This window comes from Mesorhizobium sp. W067 (assembly GCF_054719525.1).
The window spans coordinates 1733070-1748998 of record NZ_JBTTII010000001.1; the positions used below are offsets into that span (position 1 = coordinate 1733070).

The following is a 15929-nucleotide window of genomic DNA, read 5'->3' on the forward strand; positions in this document are numbered from 1 at the left end:
TCACAAATCTCTGTTTCGGGCTCGGAACGTCCGCCGTCGTTCACGACGCTTTCGATTCAGCCGGGGCGCCGATGAGACGCGCATAGGCAGTGAGATAGTCGCGCGCCATCCTGTTGGCGGAGAACCGACTTTCGAAGACGGCGCGCACCTTTCGCCGGTCGAGTTGCAGCAAGGCCGGCACCGCGGCGACCGCGGCGTCGAGAGAATCGACGACAAATCCGGTAACGCCATGGTCGATGACTTCCGGCAACGCACCGCAGTTCCAGCCGATGGTTGGCGTACCGCACGCCATCGCCTCGATCGCGGCAAGGCCGAACGGCTCGGGCCAGTCTATCGGAAACAGCAGACCAGCGGCATTGCCGAGGAATTCAGTCTTCTCACTCTCGGCGATCTCGCCGACATAGTCGATGCGGTCGCCATCGATCAACGGCTCGATCGTCTCATGGAAATAGGCGCGATCATCGTCGCCGATCTTGGCCGCCAGCTTGAGTTTCATGCCCGAGCGCAAGGCGATGTCGATGGCCCGGTCCGGCCGCTTGTCGCGCGAAAGCCGGCCGAGAAAGGCGAGGTATGGTTCGCCTGCCGCCGTCTCGAAGGTCGGCTGATAGAGACCCGTCGGCAGCCCGTGATGGATGGTGGCCAGCCAATTGGCATTCGCAAGCCCGGTCTTCTGGCTATGCGAGATCGAGATCAGCGGAAAGCGCGGAAAACGCTCATAGGCTGGCGCCAGATCGACATAATCGAGCCGGCCATGAGGCGTCGTCACCGTCTTGTCCGGCATGGTCTCGAAGAACGAGAAATGCAGGAAATGACTGAGGTGAAAATGAATGATATCAAAGTCGTGGGCTCGGTTCCTCACATCGGCAAGCATCGCAAGATGCGCCGCCGTGTCCGATTTCAGCGGGCGCGGATCGAGGCGTAGCGCGCGTTCGCGACCTGGTATCAGTCTGGCCGACGTCCGGCTGTCGCCGCTGGCGAACAGCGTCACCTCATGGCCGAGTTCGACCAGCCCTTCGGTCAGATAGGAAACGATGCGCTCGGTGCCGCCATAGAGAAGGGGTGGCACCGATTCGTGCAAAGGGGCGACATGGGCTATGCGCATGGTTTGAACGTGTCCCTCAAGGCAATCACGAGAGCGAAATGCATCAGCCGGCCTAACGTTCCGGACAAAAGCGGGCGTCGGCAACCCAAGCCCACCAGCGCAGATTTTTTTGCAATAAGCGGAACAAACGCGCCATCCGCGAATTTAGTAGGGTTGGTTCGCGCTGCGGCCGACCAGGGAGAGAACAAAATGGACCGCTTGCATTTCTTTACGCCCGTGCGCATTGCGCGCGGGCAGGGACACCCCGTCGAGGAAGTCGATAGCGTTGCCGAAGCGATGGTCTTTTTGCAGAAATGGCCATTGGGACGGCGTGGGCCTGTGTATCAGTGCGCCGTGAATTGCTGCTCCGCGGCCCTGTCGGGCAGAATGTCGGCCGAAGCAGCCAGGAAGGCGTTTACGGGCTTTGCCCGCATCACCCGGCTGCTCGATGATGACATGGCCCTGCCGATGGGCGGCGAAAGCATGGCGGAAGTCCACGCGCTGAGGCGCTAGGCGCCGGTCCAGCCATTTGGCTATTGAACACCCGGGCTTTGGCGGCGCGGGCATCATCTTTTCCGCACCGGAGTATTCCGGCGCGGCCCTTCACCTCATGGGCCACACTGTGCTTTCATGCGGCGTTTCGCATGACCGGTGGGTGACGACCATCCACAGGCGGCCCGAACGTGGAGGGGTAGACAATGCCGAGACTGATCCTGGGAACACTCGGCGCTATCGTCATCGCCCTCATCTGGGCGGTCTTTGCCAGTTTGATGGGCGCGCCATCGATCGTGATCACGGTCGGCGCGGTCGCCATTGGGGCCGGCGTCTACACCTACGTCGACCGACGCTCGACTTGACGCGTCCCCGGTCTGCCGCGCGCTCGACCAATTGCACGCCGGTGTTTGACGCGCGCGGCAGCCGCGGCGGGCATTCTTCAAGGACGAGCTTGCTGGCCGCATAGAGAGCCAAGGCGCAGACAGGGCGCCACACGTCGGACCGGGCTCCGCGAGAACTTGGGAGAGATCGTCAAAGATCTTTCAATCCGGCCAATGTAGATCGAAACGGCGAATCTGTGGATTTCCGGTGGAACATCGTCGCCTCGAAACACTTCGGGCGTTGCACTGCCCCATCAGTGCACGTTCCCTTGTTCTGTTGGAACTGGCCGGCTGCCGAAAGGTGGCCGGCTTTTTTGTATATAAGCGGAACCTGAAATTACGGGGCTTGTTCTGCATGCGGCAGCGAGCCCCTCGCTGCTGGTCGAGGGCCGTAACCCTTGGCCGGGCCCGCATCGCTCCGCCAGTGGTGCGGGCCCACGGCCTCCGGTTTTTCCGGGCGTCTCGACTCGCTGATCCTCACCCTGGTCCGGCTAATGCATGTCACTCAAAAAAAGGCTCGGTTGTGAGACAATGACATGCACACGCGGCGCGCTTTAGCACAATCATTCACAAAGCCGTGGGTTCAACTGTTGCTACCCTTCTTGGCTGGATTGTGCGAATGATGACTGTCCTTTTCACCGCCACCCCCTGAAACTCGGCTTTTGGATCGACGGTCTTCATCCGCCGGGGGCTTGTTGATCTGTAAGGGTTTTCTGGCGTTCTCGTGCGATGCGCCTGGCCCGCCCTGCCGGATCGTGTTCGGGTGTTTCTTCGATGTGGACATGATCACCGATCCTGCTGACGGCCCTGATGAGTGGTGTTGACCTTGGTGTTGGCTTGCTGCCCTTGGCGCTCCGGATCCGGCGCTCCGTGAGTGCCGTGCTGGGCATCATCGTGGCTAATCTGTCGCCCTTCTCCTCGACCCTTCTGGCTCTGGTTCTCAGGCGGCACGGGCGGCATTTTGCTCGACATCTGCATCTCCTTGGTTGGTCTCGTGACTCCAAACCGTGATCGTGGGGGGAAGTTCCGTCTGCTTCGTCAGCACCTGTGCTTTTCGGTGCCGACGGAATCTGACTCCCAACGCGGATTTCAAGGAACGGCAGCGGCCCGCCCGCGTCGCCCCGCCAGTGGTGCGGGCCTGCAATATAAATCCTAAGCCTGGGCTGCTATCGCAGTTTATTGCGAGCTTCCGGCGACTTGCGTAGCGGGCTGCAGTGGCTTTCAGGAGAGCAGCGTGTTGTACCCGGTCAATTGGAGCGACCGAAATACAGTGCTTGACCACGTTGCTGACATGATCGGTGACGAGCGTGGTGTCGCGCCTGGATCGCCGCAGCAGCCTCTGGTCCGATCTGCCTGCAGCTGATGGCAGCTAAAACGACGTCAAAAGACCTAAGTCTCTTTTATCGCCCTCGCTGCTCGCACGAGCGATGACCAGTCAGCTCCCATGGCTGCGACAAGATCTCGAGCATCTTCGTCTGATATTCCGGTACGGTCTACGAGCTTCCGTGCCAGCAATTCGAATGCCAATTCTATGATCGTCATAGCTCAGCCCTTACGAGAGTACCCGTGACGATAGCTTGCAAATGGGTCTTCCGCATTTGCACATGTTAAGCGACCATCACGAATGTCTCAGGTACCGCAGAATGTCTGCAGGACGCGCTCATCCGGGCGTGGCGGCTCAGCATAGCGTTCCATTCCCGGCTGCTCATCGAAGGGACGGCTGACGACCGTCAGGATCTCCTCGAACGGTGTGAAGTCGCCGCCCAACGCCGCCTGGATCATCGCCTCGATGCGATGATTGCGGGGGATGAATTTGGGATTGACGGATTGCATGGCTGCCCGGCGCGTGGCCGTGTCGGCTGCTTCGCTTGCGATGCGCTGTCGCCACCGCGCCGACCAGGCATCGAATGCACCTGGATCCTTAAACAACTGCCGCGCCGTGCCTTGGCCGTCCGCAGCGTCGAGGTCATCGCCCAGGCGCCGGAAGCCGAGCGTAAAATCCGCTTCGCCGCGAGCCAGCACATCCAGAAAGTCGGCAGCGAGCTGCAAGTCGCCTTCCGCTTCGGTCAGCAGTCCGAGTTTTCTGCGGAAGCCGCGCTGCAACACAGCCTCATAGGAGGCCTGGAACGACCTCAGCACCTCTTCCGCTTCAGACACTGCTTCATTCTCGTCCGTGCTCATGAGCGGCAGCAGGGTCTCGGCAAAGCGCGCAAGGTTCCATGTGGCGACACGAGGCTGGTTGGCATAGGCATAGCGGCCGGCGCGGTCTATCGAACTGAACACCGCGCTGGGGTCATAGGCGTCCATAAAGGCGCATGGACCATAGTCGATCGTCTCGCCCGAGATCGACATATTGTCGGTGTTCATGACGCCATGGATGAAGCCGACCAGCATCCAGCGCGCCACCAGGTCCGCCTGTGCGGCGACAACGGCCTCCAGCAAAGCCCGGTACGGCCGTGCTTCCCCCGCCAGCTGTGGGAAGTGACGCTGAATGGCATAGTCGGCCAGTATCTTGAGCGCCTCGGTGTCGTGGCGCGCGGCGAAATATTGGAACGTGCCGATCCTGATATGGCTTGCCGCCACCCGTGTCAGGACGGCGCCGGGCAGCCGGACCTCGCGATAGACCGGGTCGCCGGTGAGCACCGCCGCAAGGCTTCGCGTCGTCGGAATGCCGAGCGCCCCCATCGCTTCGCTGACGACATATTCGCGCAGGACAGGGCCGAGTGCGGCGCGGCCGTCGCCGTTGCGCGAGAACCGCGTTGGTCCCGATCCTTTCAGCTGGATGTCACGGCGAACGCCGTTGACGTCCACCACTTCGCCAAGCAGCAGGGCGCGCCCGTCGCCAAGCTGAGGCACGAAGTTTCCGAACTGGTGGCCCGCATAGGCCAGGGCGATTGCTTGCAACCCTTCCGGAAATCTGTTGCCGGCAAGCATCGCCACTCCATCCGGGCTGGTAAGCTGGTCGGCATCGAGCCCGAGTTCCTCCGCGAGGTGCCGGTTGAACCGGATCAGCCGCGGTTCGGACACCGGCTTCGGATCTGTTTGCGCGAAGAAGCGCTCCGGCAATTGCGCATAGCTGTTGCTCAGGGCGGGAAGCCCCGTCTGAATGACCGGGGGTTGTTCAGCAGTCGCAGGTGACGTCATGACGAGCTGTCTCTGAAGAGGAGGGGTTCAACAGATCCCGTTTCGAGGAGCCTGTGTTCATTTGTTCATATAGGGACGCAACGTCGTTGGTGCCATCCGGATCCATCAGGCCGGCACCGGATACAAGCTGGGAACCACCCGCCTCAACTATCGAGGTTCGGGCTGCCGTGGGACGACGGGCCGTGGCGGAATCCAGAGCTGACGCCCGCATCGCCACTGTCTCCGAACTGAGCACCCGGCAATCTAGTCAGTGCGGGCGGGCAATGCCGGGGCAGGGTCTGCCTTGGGTGGCAGCGGCTCTCTCGGGACCGCTCCCGGCGACGATGTTGAACCCGGTTCGACTCGTTCCTCGGCGATAAGCCGGGCGCCACGCTCATAGGTCAGGTAGCGCCAGAGCCACTGGATCGAGACCTGAACGCGGTGCTGAAAACCGACGAGCAGGTAGACATGGATGAGCGCCCAGGCAGACCAGGCGATCCAGCCTTTCAGTTTCAGCCTGCCCGATTCGAACACGGCAGCGTGGCGGCCGACAATGGCCGTGTTGCCTCGATTGCTGAAGGCAAAAGCCGGCAGCGTGTCGCCAGTATCTATCCGGCGTGCCAGTGCCATGCCGAGGTGCTCGCCCTGCTGCTTGGCGACCTGGGCAAGACCTGGCAATGGCTGGCCGTTCCCATCGAGGACCAGTGCGACGTCGCCAAGCGCGAAGACATCGGGGTGGCCGACGACCTGCAGGTCGGATTCGACCTTCACCCGACCGCCGCGGTCGAGCCCGACACCGAGCTGGGCGACCAGCGGAGAAGCCGCCACCCCAGCGGCCCAGAGCGTCAAGGCCACCGGGATCACCTGGCCGCCGACGGTGATCTGATGCGCTTCGATCGCCTCGACCCGGTTGCCGAGCGCGACCTCGACGCCCAGGCTTTCAAGGCGCATACGTGCATATCTGGAAAGCTCCGGGGCGAATCCGGCAAGCAGACGCTCGCCGGCTTCTACCAGTATGATCCTTGTCTTCTCGGGCCGGATGTTGCGGAAGTCGCGCGCCAGTGTGTGCCGGCTGAGTTCGGCGATCGAGCCCGCCAGTTCGACACCCGTCGGGCCGCCGCCGATAATGGCGATCGTCATCAGCCGGGATTGCTCGACTGGATTGGTGGTCCGTTCCGCGTGCTCGAACGATAGCAGCAGCCGTGACCGGATCGTGCGCGCGTCCTCGATGGTCTTCAAGCCGGGACAAACCCGAGCCCAGCTCTCCTGGCCGAAATAGAATGGCTGCGAACCGGTGGCCAAGACCAGGATGTCGTAGGGGACCGTGGTCCCATCGGCCAGCACCAGTATCCTGGCCTCGGTGACGATCTCGGTGACATCGCCGAAGAGGACCTGAACCGAGGGATAGCGGCCCAGGATCTTGCGGATTGGCTCGGCGATGTCAGGCGCCGACAAGGCGGCGGTTGCAACCTGATAGAGCAAGGGCTGGAACAGGTGGTGATTGTGGCGGTCGATGATCGTCACCCCGATTTCCGCCTTGCCGAGCGCCTTGGCAACCTCCAGACCGGCAAAGCCTCCGCCGACCACGACGATGCGCGGTGTCAGGCTCCGGCCGTGGCTGCTCTCGGTGGCGAATTGCATGCTTGATACTCCCCTATCCCTGTCCGGAAGTCATAGCCTGGCAGGAGTGCCACGCTGCTGGCTGGAGCTACTGCTCACTCCGGCGGCATCGGTCCAGGCAAGGCATCCGGCAATGACAGGCGTCGTGCTGACCACCAAGGCGCCGCGCGCGTGAAGGGCTACCAACCCGCGCCATGAGACGCGGTCGACCGCCCAGATGGTGCCGCTGGCGTCGACCCATTTGAGATGGGCGTCGGCGACTTCAACGGCCCGCATCATCGCCGCCGGTTCCATCCCGACACGAAAGACGATGATGGAATTGGCGGCGCCGTTGAAGAACGGGCCGGCGCCGGCTGCCAATCCCGCGAGCAGGACGATGCTGGTAAGCGCTGCCGAAGCACCGCGTGCCGGTCCGCCGCGGTTGGGCAGCACCAGCACCAACACAAGCGGCACGATGCCGAAGATGACCAGCCACGCAATATCCCAGGCGAGCGGCAAGTCGCTGTTCATCTTGATCCGGTGCAGACCCAGCAGCCAGTGAAACACGACGGCATCAACGACATGCCAGACGCCGAACCCGGCGAAGGCGAGCCGCAGGATCTCCGTGGTGGTCCCGGGCCGCGCGCCGGCCGCCCTCGCGGCCACCAGCAGCACCGTGCCGGCGACGGCGAGCACATACATGAAAAGATGGAAGAGGCCGTCGGCCATGATCTGGAAGCGCAGGTCGGAACCCGCCGGATCGGCGACGCCCGAGAGAAGATGATGCCATTGCAGGATCTGATGCAGGACGATGCCGTCGAAGAAACCGCCGAGCGCGAAGCCGAGCAGCAGCCAGCCGGCTCGCGTCCTCGGGTCGAGTGTCGCGGTGATCGCGTCCATGTCAGGACCACCGGCTCCAGGCCGGGGCGTTCAGTTGCCTGGGCACCGACATGTCCGGCGGCGTGGGGTCATGGAGACCATGACGCGCCTCGAGCCAGAAGGCGGATATCAGCCCACCAACCACCGTCGTCAGAACCAGGGTCGCAGCAATTATCGCCAGCATGGACGTCGATCCTCAGCCGCGCAGGGTCGGCCGCGCGGAACCTAACAGCGACTTCCGTGGAATGTTCCTACCGCCGGTTCGGTGGAGGGAACAATCAAGTTCCAGCACGGTTCGATGCTGGCGACGGACGGCTCAAGCGGAGAAGGTCATGAACGAATATACGGCGGCAGATCCGGACGGTCTCGACAGCCACCAGCCGACCGGCATCACCCGATGGCTGTTTTCGACCAACCACAAGGACATCGGCTCACTCTATCTGGTCTTCGCTTTCATCGCGGGGGTGATCGGCATGCTCTTGTCGGTGAGCATGCGAATCGAGCTGCAGCAACCCGGGATCCAGTTTTTCCCCGGACTGGCGTCGATGATCTACGGTTACCAGGGCGACGCGGCGATCGACGCCGGCAAGCAGCTTTACAACGTCTTCACCACGGCCCACGCGCTGATCATGATCTTCTACACTGTGATGCCCGCCCTGATCGGCGGCTTCGCCAACTGGATGGTTCCGATCATGATCGGCGCCCCCGACATGGCCTTCCCGCGCATGAACAACATCTCGTTCTGGCTGCTGCCGCCGGCATTGATGCTGCTTTTATTGTCGATCTTCATGCCCAGCGTCCCCGGCGGCTATGGCCCTGGGACCGGCTGGTTCCTGTACCCGCCGCTGTCGACCTCCGGCCATCCCGGTCCCGCCGTGGATCTGGTCATCCTGTCTCTGCACATTGCGGGCGCCTCTTCGATCCTGGGAGCCATCAATTTCATCACCACCATCTTCAACATGCGCGCGCCGGGGATGACCCTGCACAAGATGCCCCTGTTTGTGTGGTCGATCCTCATCACCGCCTTCCTGCTGCTGCTGGCTCTGCCGGTGCTGGCCGGCGCCATCACCATGCTCCTGACCGACCGCAATTTCGGAACCACGTTCTTCGCGCCGGACGGCGGAGGCGACCCGCTGCTGTACCAGCATCTCTTCTGGTTCTTCGGCCACCCGGAAGTCTACATCATGATCCTGCCGGCGTTCGGCATCGTCAGCCAGGTGATCTCGACCTTCTCGCGAAAGCCGATCTTCGGGTATCTCGGGATGGTCTACGCAATCGTGGCGATCGGGGTGATCGGCTTCGTCGTCTGGGCCCACCATATGTACACCAGCGGGATAGGCCTCGACACGCAGCGCTACTTCACCTTCGCCACGATGGTGATCGCAGTGCCGACCGGGATAAAAGTGTTCTCCTGGATTGCAACCATGTGGGGCGGTTCGGTCAGCCTGCGGACGCCGATGCTCTGGGCCCTCGGCTTCATATTCCTGTTCACCGTAGGCGGGGTGACGGGCGTTCAACTCGCAAATGCCGGCCTCGACCGTGAACTGCACGACACATACTTCGTCGTCGCGCATTTCCACTACATACTTTCACTGGGAGCGATCTTCGGCATCTTCGCGGGCTGGTATTACTGGTTTCCGAAAATGACGGGATATCTCTACAACCCGCTTCTGGCTGGGGTCCATTTCTGGACGACCTTCGTCGGCGTGAACCTCGTCTTCTTCCCCCATCACTTCCTTGGATTGGCTGGCATGCCGCGTCGTTATGTCGACTATCCCGACGCATTCGCCGGCTGGAACATGGTGTCCTCGTATGGATCGTACCTGTCGGCCGCGAGTGTCGTGATTTTCCTCTTCGGCATCTTGGAAGCTTTCTACCGGCAAAGAGCCGCCGGCATGAACCCATGGGGGCCAGGAGCTACCACATTGGAGTGGGAGCTGACCTCTCCACCCCCTTTCCATCAATGGGACAGGCTGCCGCAAATCAGATGAGGCCGGGTTGTCGAACTCCTTTGCGCAAGCCAGCCCGGTTCGCCGCTGAGGCGAACTTCAGCCTGCTGGTGGCAGACGTTGGCTGCAGCTGAGAACCGGATCGCTATCTGAAGCTGATTAACAGCACAGCGAACAAGCTTGCGAGCGCGACTGCCCAGCAGAATAACCAATTGGCGATCAGAAGAAGCGATTTGAGCACGGTGGCATGGCAGTAATCTTCGATGATCGATTGCATTCCAAGCCGCATGTGAACGCAGCTTACGAGAATGAAGCCAATAAGGGCTGGCGCGACATAGATCGATCCTACGACGCTGAGGACGGCGTCTCGAGGCTCACCGACCAGCATTATAACGACCGCGACGATGTAAATGACAAGGATCAACAGGGCAGCAGATGTCAGCCGCTCCAGCATGAACGTTTCGGTTCCGTGTTTCGCCGATCCAAGGCCCCGCACTCGAGCTAGCGGAGTTCTGATTGAGGGTCTGTCAGCCATGGCGTTTCCCCAAAACTACTTGGTTGCCTTGCGCGCAACTCAAGCTGTTGCTGTTTCGATGCCCGGGCCGTCGGTGCCGACGGATAGTGGGCAAGCACGGTCTCCAGTCGAACAAGGCGGGCTTTGTGGGCGTTCAGTTCGTATCCTGAACGCCATCCAATTTGCCTGGGTCTGCCATCTCTGCATAGCTCGCTTTCAAGCAGCGAGATACGAAGGCGGACCGCGTCGATCTCCTTGACGAGCGCGGCCTTCACCGATTTTCGACTCTGCATGGCTGTAGTTCCGGTGCAAGGATGGTTCCAAACCTGACGCGTCTGGAAATGTTCCCGGGTGCCGAAGGCGTGCTGAAGATTAATGCCTCAGTGCTGGACCCGCACAATGGGTCGCCATGAGCTAAAGCCGGGCACTAGCTCAACGGGCGCGATGTGCCCGGCGAATGCTTGTGAAAACGAGCGAATGCCTGGCCCGCCTCGTCCCGAGAGATAAGTAGCCCTCAGAACAGCGACCGCACGTGGCCGAGATGACCAGAGGGTGTTCTTGGGCCAACATATGTTAACGGCCACTTTTGTTTCTCTCTCCTGCAAAAATATTTGGGCTGAAAGAGCCGGGAACTAACCGATCCTCCGGATGTTGCGGAGTTAGTCAGGAGAAACGGACTATGTCGGACAAAGAAATTCATCGGGGCGCCTCGCGTTTTCGCCCTATCCGCGTCGTGGACGCCCGCGTGTTTCGCGGGCCGCACCTCTATAGTATGACGCCAATGGTCCAGATTCGGATCGACCTCGGAGCCCTTGAGGCGTTCCCGACAGACAAACTGCCCGGGTTTTCCGAACAAATCGTCCGACTGTTGCCCGGCCTTGCGGGCCATGGCTGCAGCTATGGCGCCGCCGGCGGCTTCGTCCGCCGCATGCAGGAAGGAACCTGGCTCGGCCACGTCGTCGAGCATGTCGCCCTGGAACTGCAGAGCATGCTCGGTCACCGGGTGACACGAGGAAAGACACGGTCGGTCAAAGGCAGTCCCGGCACTTATAACGTCATGTTCGCCTACAAGGATGAGCTTGTCGGGCTGCTCGCCGGACGCGTCGCGCTCGAACTGGTGGACAGCCTGCTGCCGGCCAATCTGCATGGTGTCGAGGGGCTCGGCGACATTGCGGAAACGCAGGGGCCATTCGAGTTCGCAGCCAGGCTGCAGCAGCTCAAGCGTCTGGCCGCCGAGCGTGCCTTGGGGCCTACGACTGCTTCCTTGGTGCGCGAGGCCGAGAGGCGGGGCATACCCGCCGCGCGGATCGACGACAGCAGCCTCGTGCTGTTTGGTCACGGAAAGCATCAGAAGCGGATCCGCGCCAGTTGCAGCGACCTCACTTCCGAGATTGCGACCGAGATCGCCTCGGACAAGGACCTGACCAAATTCCTGCTGCAACAGGCCGGCCTGCCGGTGCCACGCGGGGAGCTGGTGCGATCGGCGCAGGACGCAGTCGCGGCGGCAGCACGGCTGGGCTACCCCGTGGTCACCAAACCACTCGATGGCAATCATGGAAGCGGCGTCAACATCGGTCTGGCAACAGAAGACGAGGTCCGCTGGGGCTTCGAACAGGCGCGAGAACACAGCCGTAGCGTTATAGTCGAGCAGCATTTCGTCGGCTCGGACCACAGGATCCTGGTGATCGGCGGAAAGGTGGTGGCGCTCGCCGAGAGGGTTCCGGCCCATGTGGTCGGCGATGGCCGGAGTTCTGTCGCCGAGCTCGTCGAGGAGACGAACCGCGACCCACGAAGGGGAGAGGGCCATTCCTCGGTATTGACCCGCATCGAGATCGACGAATGTGTCGAGCATTTCCTGTCAAAATCGCAGCTCACCCTGGCGAGCGTTCCAGCGCCGGGTCAAATGGTGCTCTTGCGGCCCACCGCCAATCTCTCCACCGGTGGGACCGCGATCGACCGAACGGAAGAAATCCATCCCGAAAACGCGCTGATCGCCAGGCGGGCGGCACAGATCGTCGGCCTCGACATTGCCGGGATCGACTTCGTCTGTCCCGACATCTCACGGCCGGTGAGCGAAACCGGCGGCGGCATCATAGAGGTGAATGCCGGTCCTGGCTTTCGCATGCATCTCGAACCCTCGTCGGGGCGCGCCCGCAACGTCGCACGGCCCGTGCTCGATCTTCTCTTCAAAGGCGGCAAGGACGGCCGGATTCCGATCTTCGCGATCACCGGGACCAACGGCAAGTCGACCACTGCCAGAATGCTGGCGCACATCCTGCAGGCGAATGGCGCAACCGTCGGGCTCACCTCGACCACCGGCGTGTACCTGAACGGCGAACGAATCATCACAGGCGATTGCTCAGGCCCGCAGAGCGCCAGGATCGTGCTGCGCGAGCCGGGTGTCGATGTCGCGGTGCTGGAATGTGCACGCGGCGGCATCCTGCGCGAAGGGCTTGCCTTCGATGCATGCGATGTTGGCGCGGTGCTGAACGTCCACGGCGATCATCTCGGGCTGAGGGGCATCGACACAATCGAGGACCTGGCGGAGGTGAAATCGGTCGTGGTCGAGTCCGTCCGCCGCGGCGGATGGAGCATTCTCAATGCCGACGACGTCCATACGTCCGCAATGTCGCGCGATGCCGGCGGCAGGATCTGCTACTTCTCGCTGGCGAGCAGGAGCGAGTGGCCCGGTTTCTTGCGCAGCCACCTGGCGGAAGGCGGCCGCGCCGTGACGCGGGAGCCCAGCAGCGACGGCTGGGACATTTTCATCCATGAGGATGGGGAATCGATGTTCCTGATGAGCGTCGACGAAATTCCCGCGACCTTCGAGGGTTCTGCCGAATTCAACGTTGCCAACAGCCTGGCAGCCGTCGCCATGGCGCATTGCCACGACGTTCCGGCGGCAACGATCCGGGCGGCGCTGGCCGAGTTTGGCACCTCGTTCGAGCAATCTCCCGGTCGCCTCAACGTCTTCGACGGGCATGGTTTCCGCACGATCGTCGACTATGCGCACAATCCGGAAGGGCTGAAGGCGCTCGGAAAGCTCGTTTCCCACATGAGGCGCGGCTATCAGCGCACGATCGGCTTGGTCGCCATACCCGGTGACCGCCGCGATTGTGATATACGCGAGATGGGCGCGATCGCTTCGCGGATATTCGACGTCATCGTCTTCAAGGAGGATGAGCAGGAGCTGCGCGGCCGAGCCCCCGGAGCGATCGCCGGCTTGCTGCGGGAAGGTGCCTTGAACGCCGGCTGCGCCCCAGGCCGCATTCACGCCGTCTGTCCCGAGAAGGAGGCCGTCGACGTGTGTCTCAGGCTTGCACGGGAAAACGACCTTGTCGTGCTGACCGTCGACGACGTTGAAGCCGTGTGGCGGCAGGTAACCGGCTTCGGAGGCGCGACGCCTTCGAGGGGAGGGCCCGATCAGACCCATATTCGCCATCTGAGGGCTGGCTGATGTGGTCGCTGATCCTGCACGGCGGCGCCAAGAAGATCGATCCGCAAGAGGAGGAGGCGCATCGCAACGGATGCATCGAGGCGCTCGAGGCAGGTCGGGCCGTCCTGGCCGGCGGCGGAACGGCGGTCGATGCGGTGGAAGCGGCCGGTCGCATCCTCGAGGCGGACCCGACGTTCAATGCGGGATATGGAAGTGCCCTCAATTCGGACGGCGAGGTCGAGATGTGCGCTGGCCTGATGGAGGGCAGGGACTTCAATGTGGGTGCCGTCGCAGTGATCAAGGGCGTGCGCCATCCAATCAGTGTCGCGAAGGCCATGCTGCATGAGGAGCCGATCCTGCTGGCGTCGGAGGGGGCCCGGCGTTTCGCCGCCGAGAAGCAGCTGGAGCTTTGCGATCCGGCGGATTTGATCACGCCGCAGCAGCGCGACGCCTCCAGCAAGTCGGAGGCGAAGGATACGATCGGTGTGGTTGCCCTGGATCAGTACGGGGACATCGCCGTCGGCACTTCGACCGGCGGACTGGACGGCAGTGCTCCGGGTCGTGTGGGGGATTCTCCGCAACCCGGTTGCGGCTACTATGCCGACAACCGGTTGGGAGCCGTCGCCTTCTCGGGAGACGGTGAGCATATTGCGCGAAAGGCTCTCGCGGCCCGTGTCATGCAGTCACTCTCGGCGCGGCAGGCATTGTCCTCGGGACAGGCTGAAGGCGGCCTGGAGCAGGTGCTGAATCCCGCGCTCAAGGAAGTCGAGGCGATCGGCGGCGAAGCCGGAGCCATCGTGCTTACCGCGACCGGCGTGTCTGGATGGGCGCATAACAGCAGGGAGTTCGCAGTCGCTTTCATGACCAGCGAGGACAACCACCCGCACGTTTTCCTGCGCAAGAAAGACGTGGGCAAATGACCGACAAGAAGAAAAAACGATCCTCGAACGGTAAAGCTGGAACGCTCGTCATCATCGGCGGCCACGAGGACCATGATGGCGATCGTGTCATCTTGAAGGAGGTAGCGAGCCTGGTTCCGAACGGCCGCCTGGTGCTTGCCACCATCGCGTCTCATGAGCCGGATGGCTATCTCGAGAAGTATCAGAGGTCCTTCGGTGAGCTGGGCATCAAGGATGTCATCGAACTCTACGTCAACGACCGCCTCGAGGCAGCTCATGAAAAGAAAATAAGTGCGCTCGCAAACGTGAGCGCGGTGTTCTTCTCCGGCGGCGACCAACTCCGGATCACCAGCCAGATCGGCGACACGCCCATCGACGAGCGGGTGCACGAAATCTATGAAGCCGGCGGCGTCATTGCCGGCACCTCCGCGGGCGCGTCGGTCATGAGCGACACGATGATGGTGAAGGGGCCGAACGCAGCCTCCTTTCGGATCGGCCACATTCGGATGGCGCCGGGACTGGGCCTGCTGCCGAATGTAATTATCGACCAGCACTTTGCGGAACGGGGCCGCATTGGGCGGCTCATCGGGGCGGTGTCGCAGAACCCGCGCGTCCTCGGCATCGGCATCGATGAAGACACCGCGATCGTGGTGAAGGGCGAGATGTTCAAGGTCATCGGCAGCGGCGCTGTCTATCTGGTCGATGCAGCCGGCGTGACGCATTCCAACATCGCGGAAGGTGAGCCTGATGCCGCCCTTTCCATCCATGATCTTAGGGTTCACGTGCTGAGCTCAGGCGACGGGTTCGATCTCGCGCTGCGACGGCCGGTAGGGCTTCCGTAAGACTTCGCCACACTCAAGCTGATGGTGCGGCGCGGTCCGCGTACCGCGAAAACCGCATATATGAAGCAGTTCTCCTATTTGAAGTCGCCCAACCAGAATTGTCGCATTGTTGCGGGTCCGGCAGGATTACAGACGGCCTCTCGTCGGCTCCAATCCCGCTAAGCTGAAGACCTTCGCTCGCCCGGCGTTCTGTCGGGCTAACCCCGCCGGCGACTGGCCTGAATGGCAGCAAAGGTTACCGGACGAAACCCCCATGCGTCGACGCCGACATCATGCTGGCGCGTCATCGGCTTCAGACGACCGTGCGAATGACCGTGCAGGTTTACCGACCTCTTGCCGATCTGGTTCCAGGTGCGAAAAGGATAGTGGCACAGAACCAGCAAGCTGCCCTCGACAAGAAGCTCCATGTAGTGGTGCACGCTCGCCCAGGCCGGGTCGCCAATGGTGGCGGCGCCATCATTGTTGCCAATTATCAGGTGCTTGGACCCGTTAAGAGACGACAGCAGTGAAGACACGGTCTCGGCTGGACCCTTGGCGAAATCGCCGAGGTGCCAGACCTCGTCGTTCGGGCCAACCGTTTCGTTCCAAAACGCAACCAGCGCCTGGTCATGATCGACCAACGAGGCGAAGGGACGCCGGTCGAGGCGCAGAATGCGCGGATCGTTGAAATGCGTATCGGAAGTGAAGAAGATCATGCGCCGCGGCCGGCTGCGACGCGCGACCGGCGATCGC

14 protein-coding genes are annotated in these 15929 nt (G+C 62.2%); 6 read left to right on the top strand and 8 right to left on the bottom strand.

Annotated elements, in window-relative coordinates; genetic code table 11:
• Window positions 1-40 precede the first annotated feature (40 nt).
• Window positions 41-1102 (bottom strand): glycosyltransferase family 4 protein, encoded by a 1062-nt coding sequence (locus tag ACYG97_RS08500; RefSeq protein WP_023672687.1) that lies wholly within the window; start codon window positions 1100-1102, stop codon window positions 41-43.
• Window positions 1103-1291: 189 nt separating this feature from the next.
• Between ACYG97_RS08500 and ACYG97_RS08505 the strand changes: the two genes are divergently transcribed.
• Together ACYG97_RS08505 and ACYG97_RS08510 are read left to right on the top strand one after the other, a co-directional pair.
• Window positions 1292-1594: a DUF982 domain-containing protein gene (locus tag ACYG97_RS08505; RefSeq protein ID WP_023688551.1), complete on the top strand. Its 303-nt coding sequence runs from the start codon at window positions 1292-1294 to the stop codon at window positions 1592-1594.
• A gap of 185 nt (window positions 1595-1779) precedes the next feature.
• Window positions 1780-1938, top strand: coding sequence for a hypothetical protein (locus ACYG97_RS08510; RefSeq protein ID WP_023672685.1), 159 nt, complete (start codon window positions 1780-1782; stop codon window positions 1936-1938).
• A gap of 601 nt (window positions 1939-2539) precedes the next feature.
• Here ACYG97_RS08510 and ACYG97_RS08515 read toward each other — a convergent pair.
• The 5 genes from ACYG97_RS08515 to ACYG97_RS08535 all read right to left on the bottom strand — a co-directional run bounded on the left by ACYG97_RS08515 (window position 2540) and on the right by ACYG97_RS08535 (window position 7578).
• Window positions 2540-2740, bottom strand: a complete 201-nt coding sequence (locus ACYG97_RS08515) for a hypothetical protein (RefSeq protein ID WP_081726098.1) — start codon at window positions 2738-2740, stop codon at window positions 2540-2542.
• A 2-nt stretch (window positions 2741-2742) separates the two neighbouring features.
• Entirely contained in the window at window positions 2743-2928 is a 186-nt protein-coding gene (locus tag ACYG97_RS08520; RefSeq protein WP_023682450.1) for a hypothetical protein, read from the bottom strand.
• Window positions 2929-3585: 657 nt separating this feature from the next.
• Window positions 3586-5100: a protein adenylyltransferase SelO gene (locus ACYG97_RS08525; RefSeq protein ID WP_023734365.1), complete on the bottom strand. Its 1515-nt coding sequence runs from the start codon at window positions 5098-5100 to the stop codon at window positions 3586-3588.
• A gap of 243 nt (window positions 5101-5343) precedes the next feature.
• Entirely contained in the window at window positions 5344-6720 is a 1377-nt protein-coding gene (locus ACYG97_RS08530) for an NAD(P)/FAD-dependent oxidoreductase (RefSeq protein WP_023734366.1), read from the bottom strand.
• 30 nt (window positions 6721-6750) lie between these two features.
• The gene (locus ACYG97_RS08535) at window positions 6751-7578 is read right to left on the bottom strand and encodes a DUF2243 domain-containing protein (RefSeq protein WP_023734367.1); all 828 of its coding nucleotides are present in this window, start codon (window positions 7576-7578) and stop codon (window positions 6751-6753) included.
• A gap of 311 nt (window positions 7579-7889) precedes the next feature.
• Here ACYG97_RS08535 and ctaD point away from each other — a divergent pair, with 311 nt between their 5' ends.
• The gene (gene ctaD / locus ACYG97_RS08540) at window positions 7890-9548 is read left to right on the top strand and encodes a cytochrome c oxidase subunit I (protein ID WP_023734368.1); all 1659 of its coding nucleotides are present in this window, start codon (window positions 7890-7892) and stop codon (window positions 9546-9548) included.
• A gap of 103 nt (window positions 9549-9651) precedes the next feature.
• Here ctaD and sdhD read toward each other — a convergent pair whose 3' ends face one another.
• Window positions 9652-10041 carry a succinate dehydrogenase, hydrophobic membrane anchor protein gene (sdhD, locus tag ACYG97_RS08545; RefSeq protein WP_027050929.1) on the bottom strand — a complete coding sequence of 130 codons (390 nt, stop codon included), beginning with the start codon at window positions 10039-10041 and terminating at the stop codon, window positions 9652-9654.
• Window positions 10042-10699: 658 nt separating this feature from the next.
• On the opposite strand from sdhD, the gene cphA reads away from it, so the two are divergent.
• Genes cphA through ACYG97_RS08560 form a run of 3 tightly spaced genes read left to right on the top strand, consistent with a single transcriptional unit; the run spans window position 10700 to window position 15197 of the window.
• Window positions 10700-13477: a cyanophycin synthetase gene (cphA, locus tag ACYG97_RS08550; protein ID WP_050586853.1), complete on the top strand. Its 2778-nt coding sequence runs from the start codon at window positions 10700-10702 to the stop codon at window positions 13475-13477.
• Window positions 13477-14376 carry an isoaspartyl peptidase/L-asparaginase family protein gene (locus ACYG97_RS08555; RefSeq protein WP_023734369.1) on the top strand — a complete coding sequence of 300 codons (900 nt, stop codon included), beginning with the start codon at window positions 13477-13479 and terminating at the stop codon, window positions 14374-14376. Before cphA ends, ACYG97_RS08555 begins: the two co-directional genes overlap by 1 nt.
• Window positions 14373-15197 (top strand): cyanophycinase, encoded by an 825-nt coding sequence (locus ACYG97_RS08560; protein ID WP_023682457.1) that lies wholly within the window; start codon window positions 14373-14375, stop codon window positions 15195-15197. The genes ACYG97_RS08555 and ACYG97_RS08560 overlap by 4 nt, the downstream gene beginning before the upstream one ends.
• Before the next feature lie 197 nt (window positions 15198-15394).
• On the opposite strand, the gene ACYG97_RS08565 is transcribed toward ACYG97_RS08560, so the two are convergent.
• Complete coding sequence (locus ACYG97_RS08565; protein WP_023682458.1) at window positions 15395-15892, bottom strand: hydrolase; 498 nt, start codon at window positions 15890-15892, stop codon at window positions 15395-15397.
• Window positions 15893-15929: the final 37 nt, after the last annotated feature.

Bases quoted from the DNA above. Each gene is read 5' to 3' on its own strand.
- ACYG97_RS08500 (WP_023672687.1), bottom strand. From the start codon at position 1,102: ATGCGCATAGCCCATGTCGCCCCTTTGCACGAATCGGTGCCACCCCTT.
- ACYG97_RS08505 (WP_023688551.1), top strand. From the start codon at position 1,292: ATGGACCGCTTGCATTTCTTTACGCCCGTGCGCATTGCGCGCGGGCAG.
- ACYG97_RS08510 (WP_023672685.1), top strand. From the start codon at position 1,780: ATGCCGAGACTGATCCTGGGAACACTCGGCGCTATCGTCATCGCCCTC.
- ACYG97_RS08515 (WP_081726098.1), bottom strand. From the start codon at position 2,740: ATGTCCACATCGAAGAAACACCCGAACACGATCCGGCAGGGCGGGCCA.
- ACYG97_RS08520 (WP_023682450.1), bottom strand. From the start codon at position 2,928: ATGTCGAGCAAAATGCCGCCCGTGCCGCCTGAGAACCAGAGCCAGAAG.
- ACYG97_RS08525 (WP_023734365.1), bottom strand. From the start codon at position 5,100: ATGACGTCACCTGCGACTGCTGAACAACCCCCGGTCATTCAGACGGGG.
- ACYG97_RS08530 (WP_023734366.1), bottom strand. From the start codon at position 6,720: ATGCAATTCGCCACCGAGAGCAGCCACGGCCGGAGCCTGACACCGCGC.
- ACYG97_RS08535 (WP_023734367.1), bottom strand. From the start codon at position 7,578: ATGGACGCGATCACCGCGACACTCGACCCGAGGACGCGAGCCGGCTGG.
- ctaD (WP_023734368.1), top strand. From the start codon at position 7,890: ATGAACGAATATACGGCGGCAGATCCGGACGGTCTCGACAGCCACCAG.
- sdhD (WP_027050929.1), bottom strand. From the start codon at position 10,041: ATGGCTGACAGACCCTCAATCAGAACTCCGCTAGCTCGAGTGCGGGGC.
- cphA (WP_050586853.1), top strand. From the start codon at position 10,700: ATGTCGGACAAAGAAATTCATCGGGGCGCCTCGCGTTTTCGCCCTATC.
- ACYG97_RS08555 (WP_023734369.1), top strand. From the start codon at position 13,477: ATGTGGTCGCTGATCCTGCACGGCGGCGCCAAGAAGATCGATCCGCAA.
- ACYG97_RS08560 (WP_023682457.1), top strand. From the start codon at position 14,373: ATGACCGACAAGAAGAAAAAACGATCCTCGAACGGTAAAGCTGGAACG.
- ACYG97_RS08565 (WP_023682458.1), bottom strand. From the start codon at position 15,892: ATGATCTTCTTCACTTCCGATACGCATTTCAACGATCCGCGCATTCTG.